Here is a 21,633-nt window from a genome sequence, read left to right as displayed (position 1 = left end):
CTCAGCTTGCCGCGCCCCGGTTACGGCATGCTCATCGAGGCCATATGGCGCGCCGTCCATTCGGCAGCCGCCGCCGCCCATTCCGCCATGTCGGATTGCCCGGCGGCGCGGGCCTTTGCCGCCAGCGCGTTCTGGCGAACCACCGCATACGACAGGATAGCCTCGGCCGGACATGCCGCCAGCCCGTAGCCATAAGCAAAAACGGCAAGTCGCCGCAACTGCTCGGCACCGGAATAATCGTCATTGCCGAGATCAAGCCAGGTAAAGGCGGAATAACCCAGGTCCCAAAGCCTTGTTCCGGGGGCGAGCGTATCGAAATCAATCAACGCAATGGGCAGGCCATCTCGGAAAACGGCGTTGGTTGGCGAGAAGTCGTTGTGGCAGACGACTTCGGCAGAGGCTTCGACGACAACCGGAAATTCCGCCGTGGCATCATGAAACCGTCGTAGCAAACCCGCAGCGGCAGCCAGGGCAGCATCGTCGAAATGGCCAAGTTCGGAGGGCACACTACCCTCGATATAGGTCAGAATCGCCCTACTCTTGTCATCGCGCCCAAGAAAGCGCGGCGCGTCGGAAAAGCCCGCCGCCTCCAGGTAGCCGAGCAAGGACTCGGCAAGGCCCTCGCGCAAAGGCCGGCGCACCGTGTCACCGAGCCGCACCACCCCGGGAGTAAAGCGGCCGCCGGAAAGGGGAATTTCCTTTTCGCGCATGCCGCTCTCCCGAAAACTCAATCCCTGTGGCGCCGCGCCGGGAACAGGATGACGTCGCGGATTGAGGGGCCGTTGGTCAGGAGCATGATCAGGCGGTCGATGCCGATGCCCAGCCCGCCGGCCGGCGGCATGCCGTGATCCATGGCGTTGAGGAAATCCTCATCGAGACGCTTCTCGGTCTCGCCGCGCGCGTGAGACTGTTCAAGCTGTTCCACCATGCGGCGGCGCTGTTCGACCGGGTCGTTGAGCTCGGAAAACGCATTGCCGAGTTCCCAGCCGTTGACATAGGTCTCGAAGCGCTCGACCAGGCGCGGTTCGCCCGGCACTTCCTTGGCGAAGGGCGAGATGTCCTTCGGGAAATGGGTCACGTGAGCGGGCTGGATCAGCGTGTCCTCGACCTTCTCCTCGAAGATGAAGGCGAGGCATTCGCCCCAGGTCCAGTCGTCCTCGATCTCGAAGCCGGCGGCCTTGGCGGCGGCGCGGGCCTCTTCATCGGTCGCGATCGCGCGGAAATCGATGCCGGTTGCTTCCTTCACAGCATCGGGCATCGGAACGCGCTTGAACGGGCCCTTGAAGTCGAGTTCGATATCGCCGAAGGGCAGCTTCGTCTGGCCGTGCAGCTTGAGCGCCAGCGCTTCGAACATGCGCTCCACGAGGCCCATCATGTCCTCGTAGTCGGCATAGGCCCAGTAGCACTCCATCATGGTGAATTCTGGATTGTGCCGGGTCGACACGCCTTCATTGCGGAAGTTGCGGTTGACCTCGAACACCTTGTCGGTCAGCCCCGACACCAGAATGCGCTTCAGATAGAGCTCCGGCGCGATGCGGAGATACATATCCATGTCGAGCGCATTGTGATGGGTCTTGAACGGATCGGCCGTCGCGCCGCCATAGATCGACTGCAGCATCGGCGTCTCGACTTCCATGAAGCCCTCGTCCTCGAGGAAGCGGCGGACGCCCGACAGCACCTTGGAGCGCTGGATGAAGCGCAGCTTGGAATCCTCGTTGCTCATGATGTCGAGATAGCGCTGGCGATAGCGCGTCTCGATATCGGCAAGCCCGTGATATTTCTCGGGCATCGGCTTCAGCGCCTTGGTGAGAATTGTGAGCTCCTGGGCGTTGATCGTCAGCTCGCCGCGCTTGGTGCGGCGCACGACGCCGGTGACGCCGACAATATCGGCGAGATCCACCAGCGACCAGAGTTCGCGCACATCCTCGGGCGTCGTGTCCTTGTGCGAGAAGATCTGGATCTTGCCGGAGGCATCGCGCAGATCGACGAACATGCCGGAATTGCGCATCGAATAGACGCGACCGGCGACGGTGACGACATCCTCGGTCGTCACGTCATCGGGCAAGTCGGCGTATTTTTCGGCAAGCTCCGCATTGGTCATCGTGCGGTGGAAATGCGCCGGATAGACGTCGCCGATCTTCTCGCGCAGGATTTCAAGCTTCTGGGCGCGGACTTCCGTTGCGTCGGAGGAGAGTTCTTCGGTCTTCTTGTTCATCTTACTTCTTTGCCTCTTCTGCGACCATGCCCGCGACGACGCCCTCGGCCGTCTTCAGCCGCTGGCGAACGACCGCGCGGCCGAGAATGGCCATACTGTCAAACAGCGGCAGCGAGCGCGACGAGCCGGACATGGCGACGAACAGCGGCGCAACAACGGTGCGCAGCTTCTTGTCCATGTCCTCGGCAAGCTGGCGCAACGCTTCTTCCACCGTCGCGGCGTTCCACTCGACCAGCTTTTCCAGCACCGGCTGCACGGCCTTGAGGATTTCCAGGATTTCCTCCGGATTGGTCTTCTTGATCTTCGCGAAGGCTTCGGCCTCCGGAACCATGTCGGACTGCAGCAGGAAGCCCATCAGCGCCGGCAGTTCGCCAAGCTTGGTGATCCGGCTCTGGGAGAGTTTCAGCCCTTCCTTCAGCCGCGCGTTCTCCGACGCCCAGGCGGCAACGCGGAGGATGAAATCCTCCTCCGACAACGTCTCGCGGAGGAACCTTCCGTTCAGCCATTCGAGCTTCTGCGTATCGAAGACGGCGCCCGACTTGTTGAGATTGTCGGCATCGAACTTCTCGATCAGCGTCGGCATATCCATCAGTTCCTCGCCTTCGGCGATCTGGATGAAGAACAGGCCGAGGAAATTCATCAGCGCTTCCGGCAGGTAGCCGAGCGCCGAGTAATAGGAAATCGAGGTCGGGTTCTTGCGCTTCGACAGTTTCGACTTGTCGGGATTGCGCATCAGCGGCAGATGGAAGAACTGCGGCGGCTCCAGACCCAGATAGGTGTAAAGCAGGATATGCTTCGGCACCGAGGCCAGCCACTCCTCACCACGCGCCACATGGGTGATCTTCATCATGTGGTCGTCGACGACGTTCGCCATGTGGTAGGTCGGCATGCCGTCGGCCTTCAGCAGCACCTGCATGTCGACCGCATCCCACGGGATTTCGACATCGCCGTAAACGCCGTCGGTGAACTTGCAGGACCCTTCGGTCGGGATCTTCATGCGCACGACATTGGGCTCGCCGGCCTCGATGCGGGCCTTCACCTCCTCCGCCTTCAGATGCATGCAGAGCCCGTCATATTTCGGCGCCTTGCCTTCGGCGCGCTGGCCGGCGCGCATCCGCTCCAGCCGCTCCGGCGTGCAGAAGCAATGGAAAGCATGGCCTTCCTCGACCAGACGGTCGACATAGGGCTTGTAGAGATCCTTCCGGTCCGACTGACGATAGGGGCCGTAAGGGCCGCCGACGTCCGGACCTTCGGCCCATTCGAGCCCGCACCATTTCAGCGCGTCGAGCACGTTCTTCTCGAATTCCGGCGTCGAGCGCGTGGCGTCGGTATCCTCGATGCGCAGAATGAAGGTGCCGCCCATCTTCTTGGCGTAGAGATAATTGAACAGCGCGGTATAGGCGGTGCCGACATGCGGCTCGCCGGTCGGGGATGGCGCGATGCGAAGGCGCGGGCCGGTTGTGCTCATTGTTCTTGTCCGTAGCGCCGGGCAGGCCGGCAGCTTCCCTGAAAATGCTGAATGTGCTGGCCGCGAAAGGTCTTGAAGGACGGCGGCCCGTTCAGGCCAGCCTTAGGCCATATTCAACCCTTTCCGTCAAGCCATCGGCCCGGCCATCGGCCTTCTCCGGCAGGTTCAGTGAACCGTCGATGCGCTCGCTGTACTTTCGCCGCCCATGGCACGATCCTTCATCCGTTTGCGCCGCGCCAGCATGTTGAGCGCCTCGACAAGCCCCGAGAACGCCATCGCCGCATAGATATAGCCCTTCGGTACGTGGAAGCCGAGGCCATCGGCAATCAGCGTCATGCCGATCATCAGCAGGAAGGCGAGCGCGAGCATCACGATGGTCGGATTGGCCTCGATGAAGCGGGCAAGCGGACCGGCGGCGATCAGCATCAGCGTGACGGCGACCACCACGGCGATGATCATGATCGGCAGATGATCGGTCATGCCGACGGCGGTGATGATGCTGTCGACCGAAAACACGAGATCGAGCAGCAGTATCTGGAAAATCGCGGCGGCAAAGCCGGTCTTCACAGCGCCGCCGACAATCTCGCCGGCCTCTTCTTCCGGATCGACATTGTGATGAATTTCCTTGGTGGCCTTCCAGACAAGGAACAGACCGCCCGCGATCAGGATGATGTCCTTCCACGAAAACCCGTGCCCGAATGCGGTGAACACCGGTTCGGTGAGCTGCACGATCCAGGCGACCGCGCCGAGCAGGACAAGTCGCAGAACCAGCGCAAGTCCCAGACCGATGCGCCGCGCGCTCTGCCGGCGCGCCTCGGGCAATTTATTGGTCAAGATCGAGATGAACACGAGATTGTCGATCCCGAGCACCACCTCCATCACGATCAGGGTCACGAGCGCGGCCCATGCTTCGGGCTGGGCGGCCAACACAAGAATATCGTTCAAGTCAGTCTCCTTCAAAACCCGGCATGCGGTTGTTGCGGTCGGTATCCCGGAACCGGCGCGGAAGCGTCGGCGTTCTATAACGCGAAATCCATTTCTTCACTATCAACGTAATTGACATTCAGCAGTTCCCGCCGGTCCACCGCTTGACAGTCAACGCCGCGAGGCGCATTACGACGTCAACAAATCGAACCGACGAGTTCGAATTCGCTCTCTCCGTGCTGAACCCTCCTCCCTTCAGCGCCAGAAAGGCATTTTTCAACATGACGAACGAGACAGATGTGCACCCCGAACCGCGCCCGGCCGAGAAGAAACGCGGCGGCGGGGTCCGCAAGATCATTTTCTCGCTGATCGGCATCGCGCTGATCGCCGGCGGCGCCTGGTTCGGCTATCATTGGTGGACCGAAGGCCGCTTCATCGTATCCACGGACGACGCCTACATCGAAGGCGACATCGCTATGATCGCGCCCAAGGTGTCCGGCTACGTCGAAAGCGTCGCGGTTTCAAACAACCAGCAGGTCAAGAAGGGCGACCTTCTGGTCAAGATCGACGATGGCGACTACCAGAACGCGGTTGCCCAGGCCGAGGCGCAACTCCACGCCCAGAACGTGGCGCTGGAGGCGACCAAGGCGCAGATCGCCGGCGCCAAGGCCTCGCTTGCCCAGGCCAAGGCCAATCGCGAGGCGCTCGATCCGCAGATCGACAACGCCAAGACCGTGCTGCAGCGCGCCGATACGCTGCGCGAGAAGGGCGCGGCCACCGTCGCATCCTATGATGACGCGCGCGCGGCGCTCGACCAGTTGAAGGCCAAGTTGCAGGCCGCCGATGCGGCGGTCGAAGTGGCGAAATCCAACATCACCACCGCCGAGGCCCAGCTTGCCCAGCAGCAGGCTGCTCTGCAGGAGCGCAAGCTTGCGATCGACATGGCCAAGCGCAATCTCGGCTTTACCGAAATCCGCGCGCCCTTCGACGGCGTCTTCGGCAACAAGAATGTTCAGGTCGGCGATCTCGTTTCCTCCGGCACCCGTCTCGGCGCGCTGGTGCCGACGGATGATCTCTACATCGTCGCCAATTTCAAGGAGACCGATCTAGATCGCCTCGGAATAGGGGCGAAGGTTCACGTCTCGATCGACGCCTTCGAAAAGGACGACTTCACCGGCACCGTGGAATCCTTCTCGCCGGCCTCCGGCGCCGTGTTCGCGCTGCTGCCGCCGCAAAACGCGACGGGCAATTTCACCAAGATCGTCCAGCGCCTGCCGGTGAGGATTTCGATCCCCAAGGACGTGCTTGACGGGCAGTACCTGAAAGCCGGGCTTTCCGTTACCGCCGAAGTCGACAGCCGCACCGCGCCCGATGGCACGATCGGCGAAACGGTCGCCGCCAACCGCTGACACCTTTGTTTTTGCGCAATTCCGGACGGTGAACCGGTGTCCACTTCACCTGGAATTGCTATGAGCGGGCGTCTGACGCCCGCATCCCACGGATGCTTCGATGACAGACACAGCCGAAAACGCGCCGGTAGCGACTGAGGCGGGGGCACCGCCCTCCGACCATGTTTCCGCGCGCACATGGATCGCCTTCATCGTCATGGCGTTCGGCATGTTCATGGCGATCCTCGATATCCAGATCGTCGCCTCGGCGCTCACCGACATTCAGGCCGGCATCTCGGCAAGCGCCGACGAGATCGCCTGGGTGCAGACCTCCTATCTGATCGCCGAAGTGATCATGATCCCGCTTTCCGGCATTCTGGCGCGGATCTTCTCGACGCGCGTCGTGTTCAGCGTTTCCGCAGCGGCCTTTACCGCCTGCAGCGCGCTTTGCGCCACGGCGACCAGCATCGACCAGATGATTATCTACCGCGCGCTGCAGGGTTTCATGTCGGGCGGCATGGTGCCGGCGGTTTTCGCGGTGTCGTTCACCGCCTTTCCGCCCTCCAAGCGCTCCACCGTAATCCCCGTGGTCGGTCTCGTGGCGACGCTCGCGCCGACGATCGGCCCGACGGTTGGCGGCTATCTCGTCGATGCGCTGTCATGGCACTGGCTGTTCCTCATCAACGTCATCCCGGGCATTCTCGTCGCCATCAGCGCCTGGCTGCTGATTGACTTCGACAAGCCCGACCTTTCGATCATGCGCCATTTCGACTGGATCGGCCTCGCCGCCATGGCGACCTTCCTCGGAACGCTCGAATATTTTCTGGAAGAGGGCAATATCAAGGGCTGGTTCTCCGACGAGGTCATCCGCGTCGTCTTCGTGGTGATGATCGTCGGCGGCATCGCCTTCTTCTACCGCTCCTTCACCAGCCGCTATCCGGTCGTCGATCTGCGCGCATTCGGCAACTTCAACTTCGCGGTCGGCTCGATCTTCTCGTTCTCGCTCGGCATCGGGCTTTATGGTCTCGTCTACCTGTTTCCGCTCTATATGGCCCGCATCCGCGGCTACGACGCGCTGATGATCGGCGAGACGATGTTCGTCACCGGCGCGTTCATGATGGCGACCGCCCCGGTGGCCGGCATGCTGCAGAACAAGCTCGATCCACGCGTGATGATGGGCGCTGGACTGGCGCTCTTCGCGCTCTGCACCTGGCAGATGACCCATATCACCGCCGAATGGGATTACTGGGAGCTGTTCTGGCCGCAGGCCGGCCGCGGCGTGGCGCTGATGATCTCGATGATCCCGGTCTCCAACATCGCGCTCGGCACGCTGCCACCGCAGGATATCAAGAACGCGTCGGGTCTCTTCAACCTGACTCGCAATCTCGGCGGCGCGGTCGGCCTTGCCGTGATCAACACGCTGCTCAGCCGCCGCACCGATTTTCATTTCGACCGGCTGGCGGAAACGGTGAACGCAGCCAGCGCGACGACACAGGAATGGGTAAACGGGCTCGCCGGGCTCTACAACAGCCACGGCGTCGACGGCGAAAAGGCCGCAGTGCTGCAGCTCGACCGGATCGTCAACCAGCAGGCCTGGCTGATGGCGTTCATCGATATCTTCACGATCCTGACGGTTCTGTTCGTATTCCTGAGCCTCTGCATCGTGGTCGTGCGCAAACCCAAGGCGGGCGCCGGCGGCGGCGGGCATTAGAGCACTTCAGTGTTGACATCCCGGCGGCGGCGGGCCTCTCGCCGTCTCCGGCGCGTTCTCAAAAGTTGGCGCTCGGACGCATATACACCATCGCGATACCGCCCGTGCGAAGCCGGTTCCGGCTTTGGCGCAAGGGAGCCCATTCCCTCCCTGCATTAAAATATTATGACATGTGCTATTTTTTAATTTACACTATCGGAATGTGCTTAAGTAAAAACACGACCATAAGTAAAACATCATTGAACGCGGATGGCGCATAAAGGGGCTTCACACATCCGAAAATATTTCCGCCTCCCGGCGGAATTTGACGCGCGCCTCACCTTAGTACTTTTTCTCGTATCACTTGCAGCCACATTATGTTTTTGGGGTATATATGATCAATTCGATCGCCGGCTTGCCATCGAGCAAAACAAGCTGCGGGCGGAGAGCGCCCTAAGGCAAGCGGAAATCTGGGTTGGCGCCTTTTTGGCGAATTATGCGCAGTCGCTCACGATCATTTCGGAGAGCGCGGCTTTTGAGCAAGCGATCAATCAGCCCTCCATCGGCTCAGCGATCTCGCAGGACTTCCAGGCTTGGCTGAAAGCCAAACCCACAATCGCTCAGTTGCGCTATATCGATCGCGAAGGAGCTGAAGTGATCCGCGCCGAGCGTGTTGACGGAAAGATCGCACTGTTTGATGACAGTCACCTCCAGGACAAATCGTCCCGCTACTATTTTCAGACGACCGTCAGTCTTCCCCGCGACACGCTTTATCTCTCGCCAATCGACCTGAACGTGGAATTCAATCGCATCGAAACGCCATGGCGGCCCATGGTGCGCATGGCGATGCCAATCTATCGGTCAAATGCCGAAGTCGTTGGAATCCTGATCGCGAACGTGAACGCCGGCAGCTTTTTGCAGGCGATCGAAACGCTCGGCGCGCCCCTCGGTCATTCAATCCAGATCCTGAACTCTGAAGGCTATTGGCTTGCAGGCGCGCCGCCCGAAAAGCGCTGGGGATTCATGTTTGACAACGACATGACGCTCGCCAGCGCAGATCCCGACCTGTGGTCTAGGCTTCAAGCCACACCTTCGGGCGTGGTCATGAGCGATGAAACGCAAACCGTATATTCCAGCCTTTCCTTGCCGTCCCTTCTGGAAAACCGCTCCACTTTCGAAAGCATTGTTGCAGGCGACCCGGAACTGCATCTGCTTATCCGCTACCCTGTCCCGCCTGGCTTCTTCTCGAAAGAAAACCTGCCTGGCTTTGCTGCGCTGATCGCCATATGCGGGCTGTTCTCGGTTTTCACCGGAACAATGCTCACTGCAAGAAAATCCGCTGAAGAAAAAGCCAGAGCTGCCGAGGAGCAGGTTGTGCGGCTTGATCGCCTGGCCGGCCTCGGCGCCCTTGTCGCAGGCGTTTCGCACGAGCTCAACACGCCGATCGGCAACGCGCTGATAGCGGCAACAACGGTCGACCATCGCGTCCAGTCGCTGGAACAGTCGATAAAGGAGGGGCGGATCGGGCGAAACGCGCTTTCCACCCAGCTTGCCAATATACGCGACGGCGTTTCCATCATGAACGGATCGCTGTTAAGGGCATCCGAGATCATAAAGAATTTCAAGCAGTTCGCGGTCGACCAGACAAGCGATCGCCGCCGTAAATTCGTCCTTGACGCGTATCTGCGCGAGACCCTGCACCTTCTCCAGCCGCAGTTTTCAAATTCCGGTATCACGCTGAAGGCCGGGCATCTGGACCGCATAGAGATGGACAGTTTCCCGGGCCCCCTGGGACAGGTCGTCACCAACCTCCTCACCAATGCGAGGATCCACGCCTTCAAGGGCAGGTCGCATGGAACCGTTGTCGTGTCAGCGGAATCGGTCGATCCCGATCATGTGACAATCACCGTCAGCGACGATGGTAGCGGTATCGCGCCCGAAGAACTGCAGCAGGTTCTCGTGCCTTTTTTCTCGACCGCTTTCGGCGAAGGAGGAAGCGGTTTGGGCCTGACCATCGTCGATAGTATCGTAACCGGCGTTCTGGGCGGCAAGCTGTCGATCGACAGCAAGCCGGGAGAAGGAACCCGGATTTCCCTGCTGATCCCGGTTGTCGCGCCGGAGTACGCAGCTCGTTTCGCGTATGATCCAGGAGAGTCCCATGCAAAACGACAGTGACATCGAACTTTGGGATGACTCCTCAGAGTTTACGAATACGCCGCCAGCCGGGCAGCGCTGGAAAATCCTGATCGTGGATGACGATCCGGAAGTCCACAAGGCGACGGCCTATACGTTGCAGGACGTCCGAATTTTCGACCGGGGGCTCGATCTGATATTCGCCTCCAGCCTCGACGAGGCGATCGCCAAGAGCGTGGAGACAGAGGAGATCGCAGTTGCCATTATCGACGTGGTCATGGAAACGGCTGACGCCGGGCTGAACCTCGTCAAAGCTCTCAGGCAGAATGAACGCCTTGAAACCCGGCTTATCCTTCGCACCGGCTTTCCCGGCTATGCCCCGGAGTTGAGCGTGGTCAACGACTATGAAATCGACGGCTATTTCACCAAGGAAGAGCTGACCCGAACGCGCCTCATATCTCTGCTGACGACGTCGATCCGAGCCTTTGAAAACATACGTATGATGTCGCGAAGCCGGGAAGGTCTGGAACTGATCGTCGCCAGCGCCCGACAGCTCTTCAAGCGAAACGATCTCGAAATGTTCGCGGAGGGCGTACTGAAACAGGTGACGGCGTTGCTGCGGGGCTCAACGAGCGGTCTTGTCAGCGGGCGCAATGCCGATGGCGGCGACATGCATATCATCACCGGAATCGGAAACTTCGCCGGTCAGCAGGGTAAAACGCTGGCCGAAGTCGACGGGGACCTCAGCGCGCTGTGCGAAGCCGAGGTCGACGCGAACGAGCTTTTTCGTGAGGGCGATTATCTGGGGATGCGCTTTGAAACCGACGAGGGGGCCATGCTTCTCACCGCCATCGAAGCGGATCGAGACGTTGGCCAACCGGAGCTGGATCTCCTCAGGCTCTTTGCCACAAACATCAATATCGGCTTTCAGAATCTCTCCCTTCTTGAAGCTCTCAATGTGCGCGCCTTCACCGATCCGCGCCTGGACCTGCCCAATCTCAACGCTTTTGAAGACGCTCTGCGCGAGACGCTGGAAAAGAACCGGTCGGGCTATGTCGTCAAGGTCTATGTCTGCGACTATCAGGCCCATGTGGCGACCTATGGCAACGGCGTCGCCAAGAAACTCATGCAGGCAGCCTTTCAACGACTGAAGGCGTTGACGGAAAACAAATGCATCGTTGCCGTGGTGGCGGAAGGCACCTTCGGCGTTATCGATCGCGAAAAACTGCTCTCGCCGGAAAAACTTTGCGGGGCCATGAAGGAAACCTATGTCATTGACGGCATAGAACTGGCCCCGAACCCGACCTCCGTCATCACGGAAATCGGCGACCTGCCCGATTCCGAAGCCGAGGCCGTGACAGCCGTGACCGCGGCGCTCGTTCATGTCAGGAGCTCCAACGACGGAACGCATGTCATATACGGCAGTCCTGAACGCGAGGCTTGGAAGCGGCGCAACACCCTGCAACAGGCTTTGAAAGCAGATTCCCAATCCTTTGACGGACTGATGACCCACCTTCAGCCCCAAGTGGACCTGACCACGGGAGAGACTGTTGGCGCAGAGGCGTTGCTGCGCTGGGAACACGAAGGCGAGGCCATCTCCCCCGTGGAATTCATTCCTATTGCCGAGGCGTCTGGCCTTACCCGCGCGTTAACGGGCTTCGTCCTGCGCGAGGCGGCGCACTGGACGCGTTCATATCGCCGGTCGGACGGTCGTCCGCTCCCGATCGCGGTCAACCTCTCGATGGCGGACCTGAATGTGCCGGGCTTCGGAATCTGGCTTCTGCGCCAGCTTAAGGAACTGGAACTTCAGCCGGATCAGATCGCGTTCGAGATCACCGAGGCCATCGCGATGTCCGGCAAGGTGGCGATCAGGCAGATCAACGAACTCTCCCGACATGGCTACAGCATCTCCCTGGATGATTTCGGAACGGGCTATTCCTCCCTCGGTCAACTGGAGCGGCTGCCCTTCAAAGCTCTCAAGATCGATCGCAGTTTCGTCCGCCGCCTGACGCCGGAGACAGCGTCCAGCAGCCTGTGTTCGATGATCGTCGGCATGTCCGATCTGCTCGGCATGGATTGCATTGCGGAAGGCATCGAAACGGAGGAAGAGCGCGAAGCGATTTGCCGTATGGGTTGCCGGCATGGCCAGGGTTTCCTGTTTGGAAGGCCCATGCCGATGGCGGATTTCTCGCAAAATATCGGCCTGGTCGCCAGCAAAACCTGAGTTTGCTTCAGAGTGAACCCGTGGGCTCTGTCAGCGGCTTTGGACGTAAACTGTCAGGATGAACGCACCCGCACCGCCTCAGCGCCATAGCTGTTCATGAAGGTGCTGACGCCGCGTTCGGCCATAAGCTGGATATCGGCGGGCGGCGGCGGCCCGTCCATCAGCCCGAACAGCCGCATTTTCCACATATGGCCGGTACAGAGATCCAGAAGCTGCTGGGCGGCGACGCGCGGTTCGTCGGCGACCAGTTCGCCCGTCTCGCAGCGCGCTACGACAAAGGCGGTCAGGGTTTCGATCAGGTTGTCGGGGTGATCGCCGAAGAAGGTGCGCACCAGTTCGGGAAAGCGCTCGGCAACGCCAATGGCGATCCGCATCGCCCTGATCGTTTCCTCGCAGGTCAGGCCCGTGGCAAGCTGCGCGCCAAACCGCGTCAGCACGTTTTCAACCGCATCATCCTCGGCAAGAGTCTGGCGCAGATCCTCGAAGATGCGCTGCTTGGCCTCCAGGATGATGGTCTGAAACAGCTCGCCCTTGTTTTCAAAATAGACGTAGATCGTGCCCTTGGAGACGCCGGCGGCGCGGGTGATGTCGTTCATGCTGGCGGCATCGAAGCCGACATTCATGAACACCTGGCGCGCGCCTTCCAGTATCTGCGCGCGCTTGGCCGGATCCTCGCCGGCGGCATGCCGGCCGATACCGCGGAATACGCAGCGATCCGTATCATCCTTCGGTCGACAGAAGCCGCCCCTGGCTTTTCCAAATCCCAAATTCGCCTCACTCGCCAGCGCGATCTCAAACCGCGCCGTCAGCCCTGAATGCTCCGGCAGTCCGGCGACACGCCGGGTTTTTATATTGACCTATGCGGAACACATCTACGCATACGATGCGGGGCCGCTCAATTCAATGGTTAATTGAACTGAGCGGTTCGATGGCGTTCAGTCCTGGCGAAACTCCTCCGGCGCATATTCATACGCCGTCGAGCAGAATTCGCAGGTCACCGTGATCTTGCCATCTTCCGTGCTTTGCTCGATTTCCTCGGCCGTGAAGCCGCCGAGCACGTCGCGGATCTTCTCGCGCGAGCACGAGCAGCGGTCATAGACGCCGTGAGCGGGATAGACCGTGACGCCGCGTTCGTGAAACAGCCGGTAGAGCAGCCGTTCCGCGCCGACTTCCGGATCGGTCATCTCGTCGAGATCGATGGTTTCCACCATGGCCCGGGCTTCCGACCAGGCATCGTCCGGATCGTGCGACAGCACGCCGTCATCGCCGTCGCCGCCGTGAAGGTCAGGCTGGCGCATGCGTTCGGGCTCCTGCGGCAGGAACTGGGCCACCAGCCCGCCGGCACGCCAGCTTTCGCGCGGCTGGCCATCCTCATCGCGCGAAAACAGTTTCGCGACGCCGAGGCGCACAGCCGTCGGGATCTGCTCCGACTGGCGGAAATAGGCCATGGCGATTTCCTCAAGCGAGCGACCGTCAAGCTCGACGATCCCCTGATAGGGCTGCATGAAGCCGCCCTGATCGATGGTGAAGGCGAGCACGCCGCGGCCAAGCAGCGCTTCCGGCTCGGTCTTGCCCGCCTCGATCGCGGCATCGAGCGCTTCCTGATCAAAGCGGGCATAGCCGCGCAGCGCATCCGGCGTCGAGAAATCGGCGACCAGAAGGTCGACCGGGCCGTCGCCCTTGGTCTGCACGGTGAACTTGCCCTCGAATTTCAGCGAGGTGCCGATCAGCGCCGTCAGCACCACCGCTTCGGCCAGCAGCCGGGCGACGGGCTCGGGATAAGCGTGACGCGCCAGCATGGTGTCCAGCAGCGGGCCGAGCTGGACCGTGCGGCCGCGCACATCGAGCGCATCCACCTGGAAGGGCACAACCATGTCATCACCGGCGAAACCGAGTTCGCCGAGTTGCGTTTCAAGATTTTGCATTGTTCATCTCCTTGCCTGGCAAGGCGGCGCTTCAGTCGAAGACGCCGAGGCACCAGGCCAGAACGGATTTCTGGGCATGAAGCCGGTTCTCGGCCTCGTCAAAGACGACCGATTGCGGACCGTCCATCACCTCGTCAGTCACCTCCTCGCCGCGATGGGCGGGCAGGCAGTGCATGAATATGGCGTTGCTGTTCGCCTTTTTCATCAGGTCCGCATTCACCTGATAGGGCTGGAACACATTGTGGCCGCGCGCCTTGTGCTCCTGGTTCATCGAAACCCAGGTATCGGTGACCACGCAATCGGCGCCCGCGACGGCTTCGGCGGCGGTATCGAAGAAGTTGACCTCCGCCCCTTCCGCGCGCGCCCAGTCCACAAACCGCATCTCCGGTTCCGAGCCTTTCGGCACGGCAATGTTCATCCGGTAGGAAAACCGCCCGGCGCCCTCAAGGAACGAGTGCAGCACATTATTGCCGTCGCCGGTCCAGGCAATGGTCTTGCCGGCGACCGGGCCGTTATGCTCCTCGAAGGTCTGCAGATCGGCCATGATCTGGCAGGGATGGGTCGCATCCGTCAGCCCGTTGATCACCGGCACGGTGGCAGTTTCGGCGAGCTCCAGCAGCCGCTCATGATCAGTGGTGCGGATCATGATGGCATCAACATAGCGCGACAGCACCTTGGCCGTGTCGCCGATCGTCTCGGCGCGGCCGAGCTGCATGTCCTTGCCGGAAAGCACCAGCGTGTCGCCGCCAAGCTGGCGCATGCCGACATCGAAGGAGACGCGGGTGCGCGTCGACGGCTTCTCGAAGATCATGGCCAGCACCTTGCCGGCAAGAGGCTTGTCCGCGGTGCCTGCCTTCTGGGCGGTCTTTCGGCTCGCCGCGTCATCGAGAATGCCGCGGAGCGCGGCTTTCGAAACGGCGGAGAGATCGAGAAAATGCCTCGGATTGGACATGGAACTACTCTTTCACAGATAGAACTTCGTTTTGCGCGCGCTCAAGCGGCGGAAAGCTTTTCGGCGGCGCGACCGAGCCGGGCAAGGCCTTCGCGCGCTTCCTCGGCCGTGACGGTCAAGGGCGGCAGAAGCCGGATGACATTGTCGCCGGCAGGCACGGAAAGCAGCTTTTCCCCGCGCATGGCGGCAGCGAGATCGCCGGCGGGCACATTGGCCTTGATGCCCAGCATCAGGCCTTCGCCGCGGATTTCGCCGATCACGCCCGGGTAGCGGTCCTTCAGCTCTGCAAGACCCTGCTTGAACACCAGTCCCACCTCCCTGACATGCTCCAGGAAGCCGTCTTCCAGCACCACGTCGAGCACCGCATTGCCGACGGCCATGGCCAGCGGATTGCCGCCGAAGGTGGTGCCGTGCACGCCCGGCACCATGCCGGATGCGGCCTCTTCCGTGGCAAGGCACGCGGCGACGGGAAAACCGCCGCCAATGCCCTTGGCGATCGCCATGATATCCGGAGCAACGCCGGTCTGCTCATAGGCGAACAGCGTGCCGGTGCGTCCGACGCCGGTCTGCACCTCGTCGAAGATCAGCAGCAGGCCATGCTCGTCACAGAGCGCCCGCATGGCCTGAAGGAAGGCCTTGTCGACGGTGCGCACGCCGCCCTCGCCCTGGATCGGCTCGATCATCAGCGCGGCCGTCGTATCGGAAATCGTTTCCTTCAGCAGATCGAGATCGCCTGCCGGAATCTGGACGAAGCCCGGCGCCTTCGGGCCGAAGCCTTCCATGTATTTCGCCTGACCGCCGGCCGCGATCGTTGCCAGCGTCCGCCCATGGAAGGCGCCTTCGAAGGTGATGATGTCGATCTTCTCCGGATGACCCTTGGCATAATGATAGCGCCGCGCGGTCTTGATTGCCGTTTCCAGCGCCTCCGCGCCGGAATTGGAGAAGAAAGCCTTGTCAGCGAATGTCGCCGCGGTCAGCCGCTCCGCCAGCCTTTCCTGACCCGCGACCTGATAAAGGTTCGAGACATGCCACAGCTTCTCGGCCTGATCCTTCAGCGCCGCGACCAGGTGCGGATGCGCATGGCCAAGCGAATTGACGGCAACGCCGGCGGCAAAGTCGAGATATCGCTCGCCCTTGTCCGTGATCAGCCAAACGCCTTCGCCGCGCTCGAAAGTGAGCGGTATTCTGGCGAACGTATTATAAAGAGGCGATACACCGGACATGGCGGTAAAACTCCGACAAGATGACAAGGGCGATTTTCAACGCCCGCAGAAATTAAAAATGCCGCCTTGAGGCGGCGGCAGGCCTTATATTGTCATGTCCGCCTCCAATGTCAACAAACGCGGTGGCGGCAAGGCATTTGGGCGAATCCGCCGCCGTTTTCGCCCCCGCCAGCACAAAAATCACCAAGTTGGGGAAAACCGCGAAAAACGATTCGCGCGATTCCCCGTAACCTTGCCACGCCCCGGCCATGGGCCTACCTTACGAGCCAACAGAGTACTGCAAGCGGCGGATCTGATTACCCGGATTGGCGAGTTCTTCCTGTTTCGGACATGTTTCGGAGCACGACGCCGGATTCCGCCCGCAATAGCCGGAGACGACATATGAGCTGGACAGACGAACGCGTCGAAAAACTCAAACAACTCTGGTCGGAGGGCCTGAGCGCCAGCCAGATCGCGACCCAACTCGGCGGCGTCAGCCGCAATGCCGTGATCGGCAAGGTGCATCGCCTTTCGCTGCCCGGCCGCACCAAGAGCGGCGGCGCGCCGGCGCAGGCAGCGCCCCGGGCGACCGCGCGCAACACGGCACCGCCGCGCGCGCCGAACTTCGCCTCGCGCGTTGCCGGCCGCCGCCCGGCCGCCCCGCCGCAGAGCACGCCATCCGCGCCGCGCACCGCCGGCGCCACCGCGCTCAAGCAGGAGGTCGAGGCCGATAGCGTTCCGGCCGCGCGCCCGCGCTCGACCCCCGACAATGTCGTGCCGATCATGAAGAAGGTGGCGCTCACCGAGCTTACCGAAATGACCTGCAAATGGCCGGTGGGCGACCCGACCCAGGACGATTTCTATTTCTGCGGCTGCGATGCGAAGGAGAATTCCCCCTATTGCAGCTACCACGCCAAGCTCGCCTACCAACCCGTCAGCGACCGCCGCCGGGCGGGGTAAGCGAAAGACCTAGCTTTTGACAAGCTGCCGCACAGGACAGCTTGTCAGCGATAATTCAAATCTCCTCCGGACTTCGCGACTTTCAATCTCTCCCCTTGAGGGGGAGATGTCGCGAAAGCGACGGAGAGGGGTATCGGGCAGAAGCCGCGGACTCCGAATCTCGGAAAGGGTTCACCCCTCTCTGCCCCTGTCGGGCCATCTTTCCCTCAAGGGGAGATTATGGCCGCGGGGCCGCGGCTCCTAAAACAGGCTACCCTGCGTCGGCGGTTTGGGCGGAGCTTTCGGCTTCTTCTTGGGCTTCGGCGCAGGCTCCGGGGGTGTTGCGCCCTCGCCCGTCACCGCCCTGACCCTGCCATCCGCAAATTCGATCTCGATCGCCGCCCCGTGCTGAAGCCCGGCGGCGCGGGAGATCGGGCGGTTGTCCTGGTCGCGGATCACCGCGAAACCGCGCGCCAGCACATTGCGGTAGGAAAGCGAGTTCAGCACCCGCTGCTGGCCGGCGATGGCGGCGCGGTGGGTCTTGAGGCCAGCATCGATTGCGGTTGCCGCCCGGCGCGAGAGCACGGACACCTGTTCTCGGTCGCGCGCAATCATCATCGACAGGCGCTGGGGCGTTGCCGAAAGTCCTGAGGCACTGCGTTCAAACGTGCGGCGCTTGTTGATAGTGTTGAGCTCCAGCGCGCGGGTGTTTCGGAGCGCCGCCTCGTCAAAGCGCCGCCGCGGCAGCGCGAGTAACTGATCGAGCGAGGGCAGGCCGCGCGAAAGTCCGGTCAGCGTCTGTCGGCGGAAATCCATCAGCCGGGTCGCGGCACTTGCAAGCCGTGCGGCAAGCCGGGCCTGATCGGCGACAAGCTCGGCCCTGACCGGCACGGCGCGTTCGGCGGCCCCCGTCGGCGTCGGCGCACGATAGTCGGCGGCGTGGTCGATCAGCGTCCAGTCGGTCTCGTGGCCGACGGCGGAGATCAGCGGGATCTGGCTTTCATAGGCCGCCCGCACCACCGCCTCGTCATTGAAGCTCCAGAGGTCTTCCAGCGAGCCGCCGCCGCGCGCGACGATCAGCACATCGGGACGGCGCACGGGCCCATCGGGGCCGAGCGCGTTGAAGCCCCTGATGGCGGCGGCGACCGCATCGCCCGACCCCTCGCCCTGAACCTTGACCGGCCAGACCACGACATGAACCGGGAAGCGGTCGGTGATCCGGTGGAGGATATCGCGGATGACCGCGCCGGTCGGCGAGGTTATCACGCCGACCACGCGCGGCATGAACGGCAGCGTCTTCTTCGCCGCCTCGTCGAACAGGCCTTCGGCGGCCAGTTTCTTGCGGCGTTCTTCCAGAAGCGCCATCAGCGCGCCGGCGCCGGCGGGCTCCAGCGCCTCCACCACAATCTGGTATTTAGAAGCGCCCGGGAAAGTGGTGACCTTGCCGGTGGCGATCACCTCCATGCCCTCTTCCGGCTTGATCTTCAGGCCGGAGAATACGCCCCGCCAGATGACAGCGTCGATCCGGGCGCGCTCGTCCTTGATCGAAAAATAGGCGTGACCCGAGGAATGTGGTCCGCGGTAGCCGGAGATTTCACCGCGCAGGCGAATGCGATCGAACCGGTCCTCGACCGTACGCTTGATCGATCCGGAAAGCTCCGAAACCGTAAATTCCGTCAGGTTTGTCGCCGATTCGGCGTCGAAGAGATTGCTCATGGCTGTAGTTTAACCGATCCGCGTTTACCTTGCACAATCGATCCTGTTTTCTCCCCGCAAATCCCCGCTTGCCGCGCAGCCGCCAGAATTGTCTCGACCCAGCGCCCAGCTCCAACGAACAGAGAGAAACCGACGCAGAGAGCTCTCCGTGTCCTGTGGTGAAAGCCAGGCCCAGATTATACGTCGATATCCGGTTCGCCAGCGGCGCAGCGCCAGCGTTCTGGAGCATCTGGCGATTAATTGGCATCGCCCGATGCTCTAGATTCTTTTTTTGCCGCGTCGGGTTAACGAAAAACCGGATACACTTTTTCGCCCGACGCTATAGACTTCAGACCGTCGTCCAGCCGCCATCGGCGTTGCCGGCCCGGTAGATGGCGTCGATGAAGCGCTGGTTGCGTACCGAATCCTCAAGCGTGAAGACTTCCTGCTCCGCGCCCGACGCCGCCCTTGCGAAGGCCTCAACCTCACGCACATATTGCCGGCTGTCCTGAAAGCGGAAGGCCTGGGTTTCGCTGTGATTGCGGTTGGAGAGCAGCACGGTCTCCTCGCCCCAGCGGTCGGCATTGAACGGCGAGACCACCTCGATCAGCCCCTCCGTTCCGTGAAACGCCATGAACTGGCGGCTGGCAAGCTGGGTGGAGACGTAGAAGCTCAGCTCGAAGCCCGGAAATTCCGCCCGCACCGAGGCATAGATATCCGTGCCGAAATTCTCATCATAGCGCACCGTGGCCTGAACGCGCTCGGGCTCTTTGCCGGTGGCAAAGCGCGTGGTGACGGTCGGGTAGACGCCGATATCGGGCAGGCCGCCGCCGCCCAGTTCGGGGATATTGCGCATATTGTTCTCATCGCGCAGGAAATAGGTGAACGCGCCCTGCACGTGGACGAGATCGCCGATCGCGCCTTCGGAAAGCAGCGCCCGAACCTTGCGCCAGACCGGCGTATAGGTGACCATATAGGCTTCGCTGACCAGCACATTGTTGCGGTCGCGCGCGGCGATGACCGGCGCGATGTCGTCGGCCTTCAGCGCCAGCGGCTTTTCCACCAGCACATGCTTGCCCGCATCCGCCGCCTTGATCGCCCATTCGACATGTTGGGAGGTCGGCAACGGGATATAGACGGCGTCGATCTCGTCGCTTGCCAGCATCTCCTCATAGGAGCCGAAGGCGTGGGGGGCGCCGAAGCGCTCGGCCATGGCCCGCGCGCGACCGATGTCGCGGCTTGCAACCGCTGCCAGCACGCAGTTTTCCGCATCGACAATGGCCGGCACGACAAGCTCGCGGCCGATCTTGGCCGTCGACATAATTCCAAAACGCAGCATTAGATCTCCTCACCTTTTCGGCGGCCACCATAAAAACCGCAGCGCGCAAGCGCAAGCATTGCCTCGCACCGTTTGCATTGCATACACTGGGCGCTATCTAAAACGCTGGATTGCGATCTCAAACCGCCGGAGGAAATCATGCATAGAAGAATTCTGGGCCGCACCGATATCGCCATCGCGCCGGTCGTGTTCGGCGGCAACGTCTTCGGATGGACGGCGGACGAGAAGACCTCGTTCGCCCTGCTCGACCGCTTTGTCGACGCCGGCTTCAACGCCATCGACACGGCCGACGTCTACTCGAAATGGGTGGATGGCAACAAGGGCGGGGAGTCCGAAACCATTATCGGCAACTGGCTGAAGCGCGGCGACGTCAAGCGCGAGGATGTGGTTATCATCACCAAGGTCGGCTCCGAAATGGCGCCGGATAAGAAGGGCCTCGGCGAGGCCTGGATCGCCGAGGCCGTGGAAGACTCGCTGAAGCGACTGCAGACCGACTATATCGACGTCTACCTCGCCCACTGGCCGGATGAGAACACGTCCTATGACGAGACCATCGGCGCGTTCAGCCGGCTGCGGGAACAGGGCAAGGTGCGCGCCATCGGGGCTTCCAATCTCAATGCCGAACAGCTTGGCGAGGCGCTGAAAGTGGCCGAACATACCGGGCGCGCGCGTTACGACGTGCTGCAGCCGGAGTATAATCTCTACGAACGCGCGTCCTTCGAGGGCGCGCTGGCCGATCTTTGCGTCGAGCACGATATCGGCGTCATCACCTATTTCAGCCTTGCCTCCGGCTTCCTGACGGGCAAGTACAAATCCGCCGATGACACCGCGGGCAGCGCCCGGGGCGGCGGGGTCGCCAAATATTTCGACGAGCGCGGTCGCCGGATTCTGAAGGCGCTGGAACAGGTGAGCGCGGAGACCGGCGAGCACCCGGCCGCAATCGCGCTCGCCTGGCTGATGACCCGGCGCGGCGTCACCGCGCCGATCGCCAGCGCGTCGAAACTGGAGCAGATGGACAGCCTGATCCGCGCGCCGCAAATCGAACTTTCTGGCGAGCATCTGCAGATCCTTCAGGAGGCCGGCGAATGAGCGCCCCTGTGATCCGCGATGCCAGGCCTGCGGACAAAGAGGCCTGGCTGACGCTCTGGCAGGGCTATCTGGCGTTTTACGGCGCCGCGCTGGATGAAGCCGTGACCGCGATGACCTGGAACCGGATCATCGATCCGGTGAGCTCCGTGTTCACCCGGCTTGCGCTGGTGGACGGCGCGGTTGCCGGCTTTGCGACCTGCATCCTGCACCCGCGCACCTGGGCGGTGGAGCCCGCCTGCTATCTGGAAGACCTTTTCGTCGATCCCGCGAGGCGCGGCAGCGGCATCGGGCGCGCGCTGATCGACGATCTGATCGCGATCGGCCGTCGCGATGGCTGGACCAATCTCTACTGGCACACCAAGGCCGACAATGAGAGGGCGCGCAGGCTCTATGACAGCTACGACAAGGCCGACGGCTTTGTCCGCTACCGGCTGCCACTTGGGAAATAGC

General features: G+C 61.8%; 17 protein-coding genes. 7 read left to right on the top strand and 10 right to left on the bottom strand.

Annotated features, from left to right (window positions below):
* Nucleotides 1-20 precede the first annotated feature (20 nt).
* From V6765_RS04185 to V6765_RS04170, 4 genes are all read right to left on the bottom strand, one after another.
* Nucleotides 21-710, bottom strand: coding sequence for a phosphotransferase (locus V6765_RS04185; protein ID WP_448426733.1), 690 nt, complete (start codon nt 708-710; stop codon nt 21-23).
* 17 nt (nt 711-727) lie between these two features.
* The gene (gene lysS / locus V6765_RS04180) at nt 728-2,215 is read right to left on the bottom strand and encodes a lysine--tRNA ligase (RefSeq protein ID WP_448426731.1); all 1,488 of its coding nucleotides are present in this window, start codon (nt 2,213-2,215) and stop codon (nt 728-730) included.
* Between the two features lies 1 nt (nt 2,216).
* A complete protein-coding gene (gene gltX / locus V6765_RS04175; RefSeq protein ID WP_448426730.1) occupies nt 2,217-3,683 on the bottom strand; it encodes a glutamate--tRNA ligase in 1,467 nt (488 codons plus the stop codon).
* 165 nt (nt 3,684-3,848) lie between these two features.
* Entirely contained in the window at nt 3,849-4,628 is a 780-nt protein-coding gene (locus V6765_RS04170; RefSeq protein ID WP_448426728.1) for a TerC family protein, read from the bottom strand.
* Between the two features lie 260 nt (nt 4,629-4,888).
* On the opposite strand from V6765_RS04170, the gene V6765_RS04165 reads away from it, so the two are divergent.
* The 4 genes from V6765_RS04165 (at nt 4,889) to V6765_RS04150 (ending at nt 12,042) form a co-directional block, all read left to right on the top strand.
* Complete coding sequence (locus V6765_RS04165) at nt 4,889-6,016, top strand: HlyD family secretion protein (RefSeq protein ID WP_448426726.1); 1,128 nt, start codon at nt 4,889-4,891, stop codon at nt 6,014-6,016.
* Between the two features lie 100 nt (nt 6,017-6,116).
* Nucleotides 6,117-7,706, top strand: a complete 1,590-nt coding sequence (locus V6765_RS04160) for a DHA2 family efflux MFS transporter permease subunit (RefSeq protein ID WP_448426724.1) — start codon at nt 6,117-6,119, stop codon at nt 7,704-7,706.
* 249 nt (nt 7,707-7,955) lie between these two features.
* Entirely contained in the window at nt 7,956-9,860 is a 1,905-nt protein-coding gene (locus V6765_RS04155; RefSeq protein WP_448426722.1) for a sensor histidine kinase, read from the top strand.
* Nucleotides 9,844-12,042, top strand: coding sequence for an EAL domain-containing protein (locus tag V6765_RS04150; RefSeq protein ID WP_448426720.1), 2,199 nt, complete (start codon nt 9,844-9,846; stop codon nt 12,040-12,042). Before V6765_RS04155 ends, V6765_RS04150 begins: the two co-directional genes overlap by 17 nt.
* A gap of 53 nt (nt 12,043-12,095) precedes the next feature.
* Here V6765_RS04150 and V6765_RS04145 read toward each other — a convergent pair whose 3' ends face one another.
* From V6765_RS04145 to V6765_RS04130, 4 genes are all read right to left on the bottom strand, one after another.
* Nucleotides 12,096-12,809 carry a TetR/AcrR family transcriptional regulator gene (locus V6765_RS04145; protein ID WP_448426718.1) on the bottom strand — a complete coding sequence of 238 codons (714 nt, stop codon included), beginning with the start codon at nt 12,807-12,809 and terminating at the stop codon, nt 12,096-12,098.
* Nucleotides 12,810-12,977: 168 nt separating this feature from the next.
* A complete protein-coding gene (locus V6765_RS04140; protein ID WP_448426716.1) occupies nt 12,978-13,967 on the bottom strand; it encodes an Hsp33 family molecular chaperone in 990 nt (329 codons plus the stop codon).
* Between the two features lie 31 nt (nt 13,968-13,998).
* A complete protein-coding gene (gene argF, locus V6765_RS04135) occupies nt 13,999-14,919 on the bottom strand; it encodes an ornithine carbamoyltransferase (RefSeq protein ID WP_448426714.1) in 921 nt (306 codons plus the stop codon).
* A 41-nt stretch (nt 14,920-14,960) separates the two neighbouring features.
* Nucleotides 14,961-16,142 carry an acetylornithine transaminase gene (locus V6765_RS04130; RefSeq protein WP_448426712.1) on the bottom strand — a complete coding sequence of 394 codons (1,182 nt, stop codon included), beginning with the start codon at nt 16,140-16,142 and terminating at the stop codon, nt 14,961-14,963.
* A 381-nt stretch (nt 16,143-16,523) separates the two neighbouring features.
* Between V6765_RS04130 and V6765_RS04125 the strand changes: the two genes are divergently transcribed.
* Entirely contained in the window at nt 16,524-17,081 is a 558-nt protein-coding gene (locus V6765_RS04125) for a GcrA family cell cycle regulator (protein ID WP_448426710.1), read from the top strand.
* Nucleotides 17,082-17,321: 240 nt separating this feature from the next.
* Here the strand turns inward: V6765_RS04125 and xseA are convergent, their stop codons facing one another.
* Together xseA and V6765_RS04115 are read right to left on the bottom strand one after the other, a co-directional pair.
* Nucleotides 17,322-18,776 carry an exodeoxyribonuclease VII large subunit gene (gene xseA, locus V6765_RS04120; protein WP_448426708.1) on the bottom strand — a complete coding sequence of 485 codons (1,455 nt, stop codon included), beginning with the start codon at nt 18,774-18,776 and terminating at the stop codon, nt 17,322-17,324.
* 328 nt (nt 18,777-19,104) lie between these two features.
* Nucleotides 19,105-20,094, bottom strand: a complete 990-nt coding sequence (locus V6765_RS04115; RefSeq protein WP_448426707.1) for a Gfo/Idh/MocA family protein — start codon at nt 20,092-20,094, stop codon at nt 19,105-19,107.
* Between the two features lie 138 nt (nt 20,095-20,232).
* Between V6765_RS04115 and V6765_RS04110 the strand changes: the two genes are divergently transcribed.
* Together V6765_RS04110 and V6765_RS04105 are read left to right on the top strand one after the other, a co-directional pair.
* Nucleotides 20,233-21,183, top strand: a complete 951-nt coding sequence (locus V6765_RS04110; protein WP_448426706.1) for an aldo/keto reductase — start codon at nt 20,233-20,235, stop codon at nt 21,181-21,183.
* The gene (locus V6765_RS04105) at nt 21,180-21,632 is read left to right on the top strand and encodes an N-acetyltransferase family protein (RefSeq protein ID WP_448426705.1); all 453 of its coding nucleotides are present in this window, start codon (nt 21,180-21,182) and stop codon (nt 21,630-21,632) included. The genes V6765_RS04110 and V6765_RS04105 overlap by 4 nt, the downstream gene beginning before the upstream one ends.
* Nucleotide 21,633: the final 1 nt, after the last annotated feature.

It is taken from the genome of Martelella sp. FOR1707 (assembly GCF_053484265.1).
The sequence above is the reverse complement of the archived record's forward strand: the minus strand, read 5'-3'. Positions and strand labels throughout refer to the sequence as shown.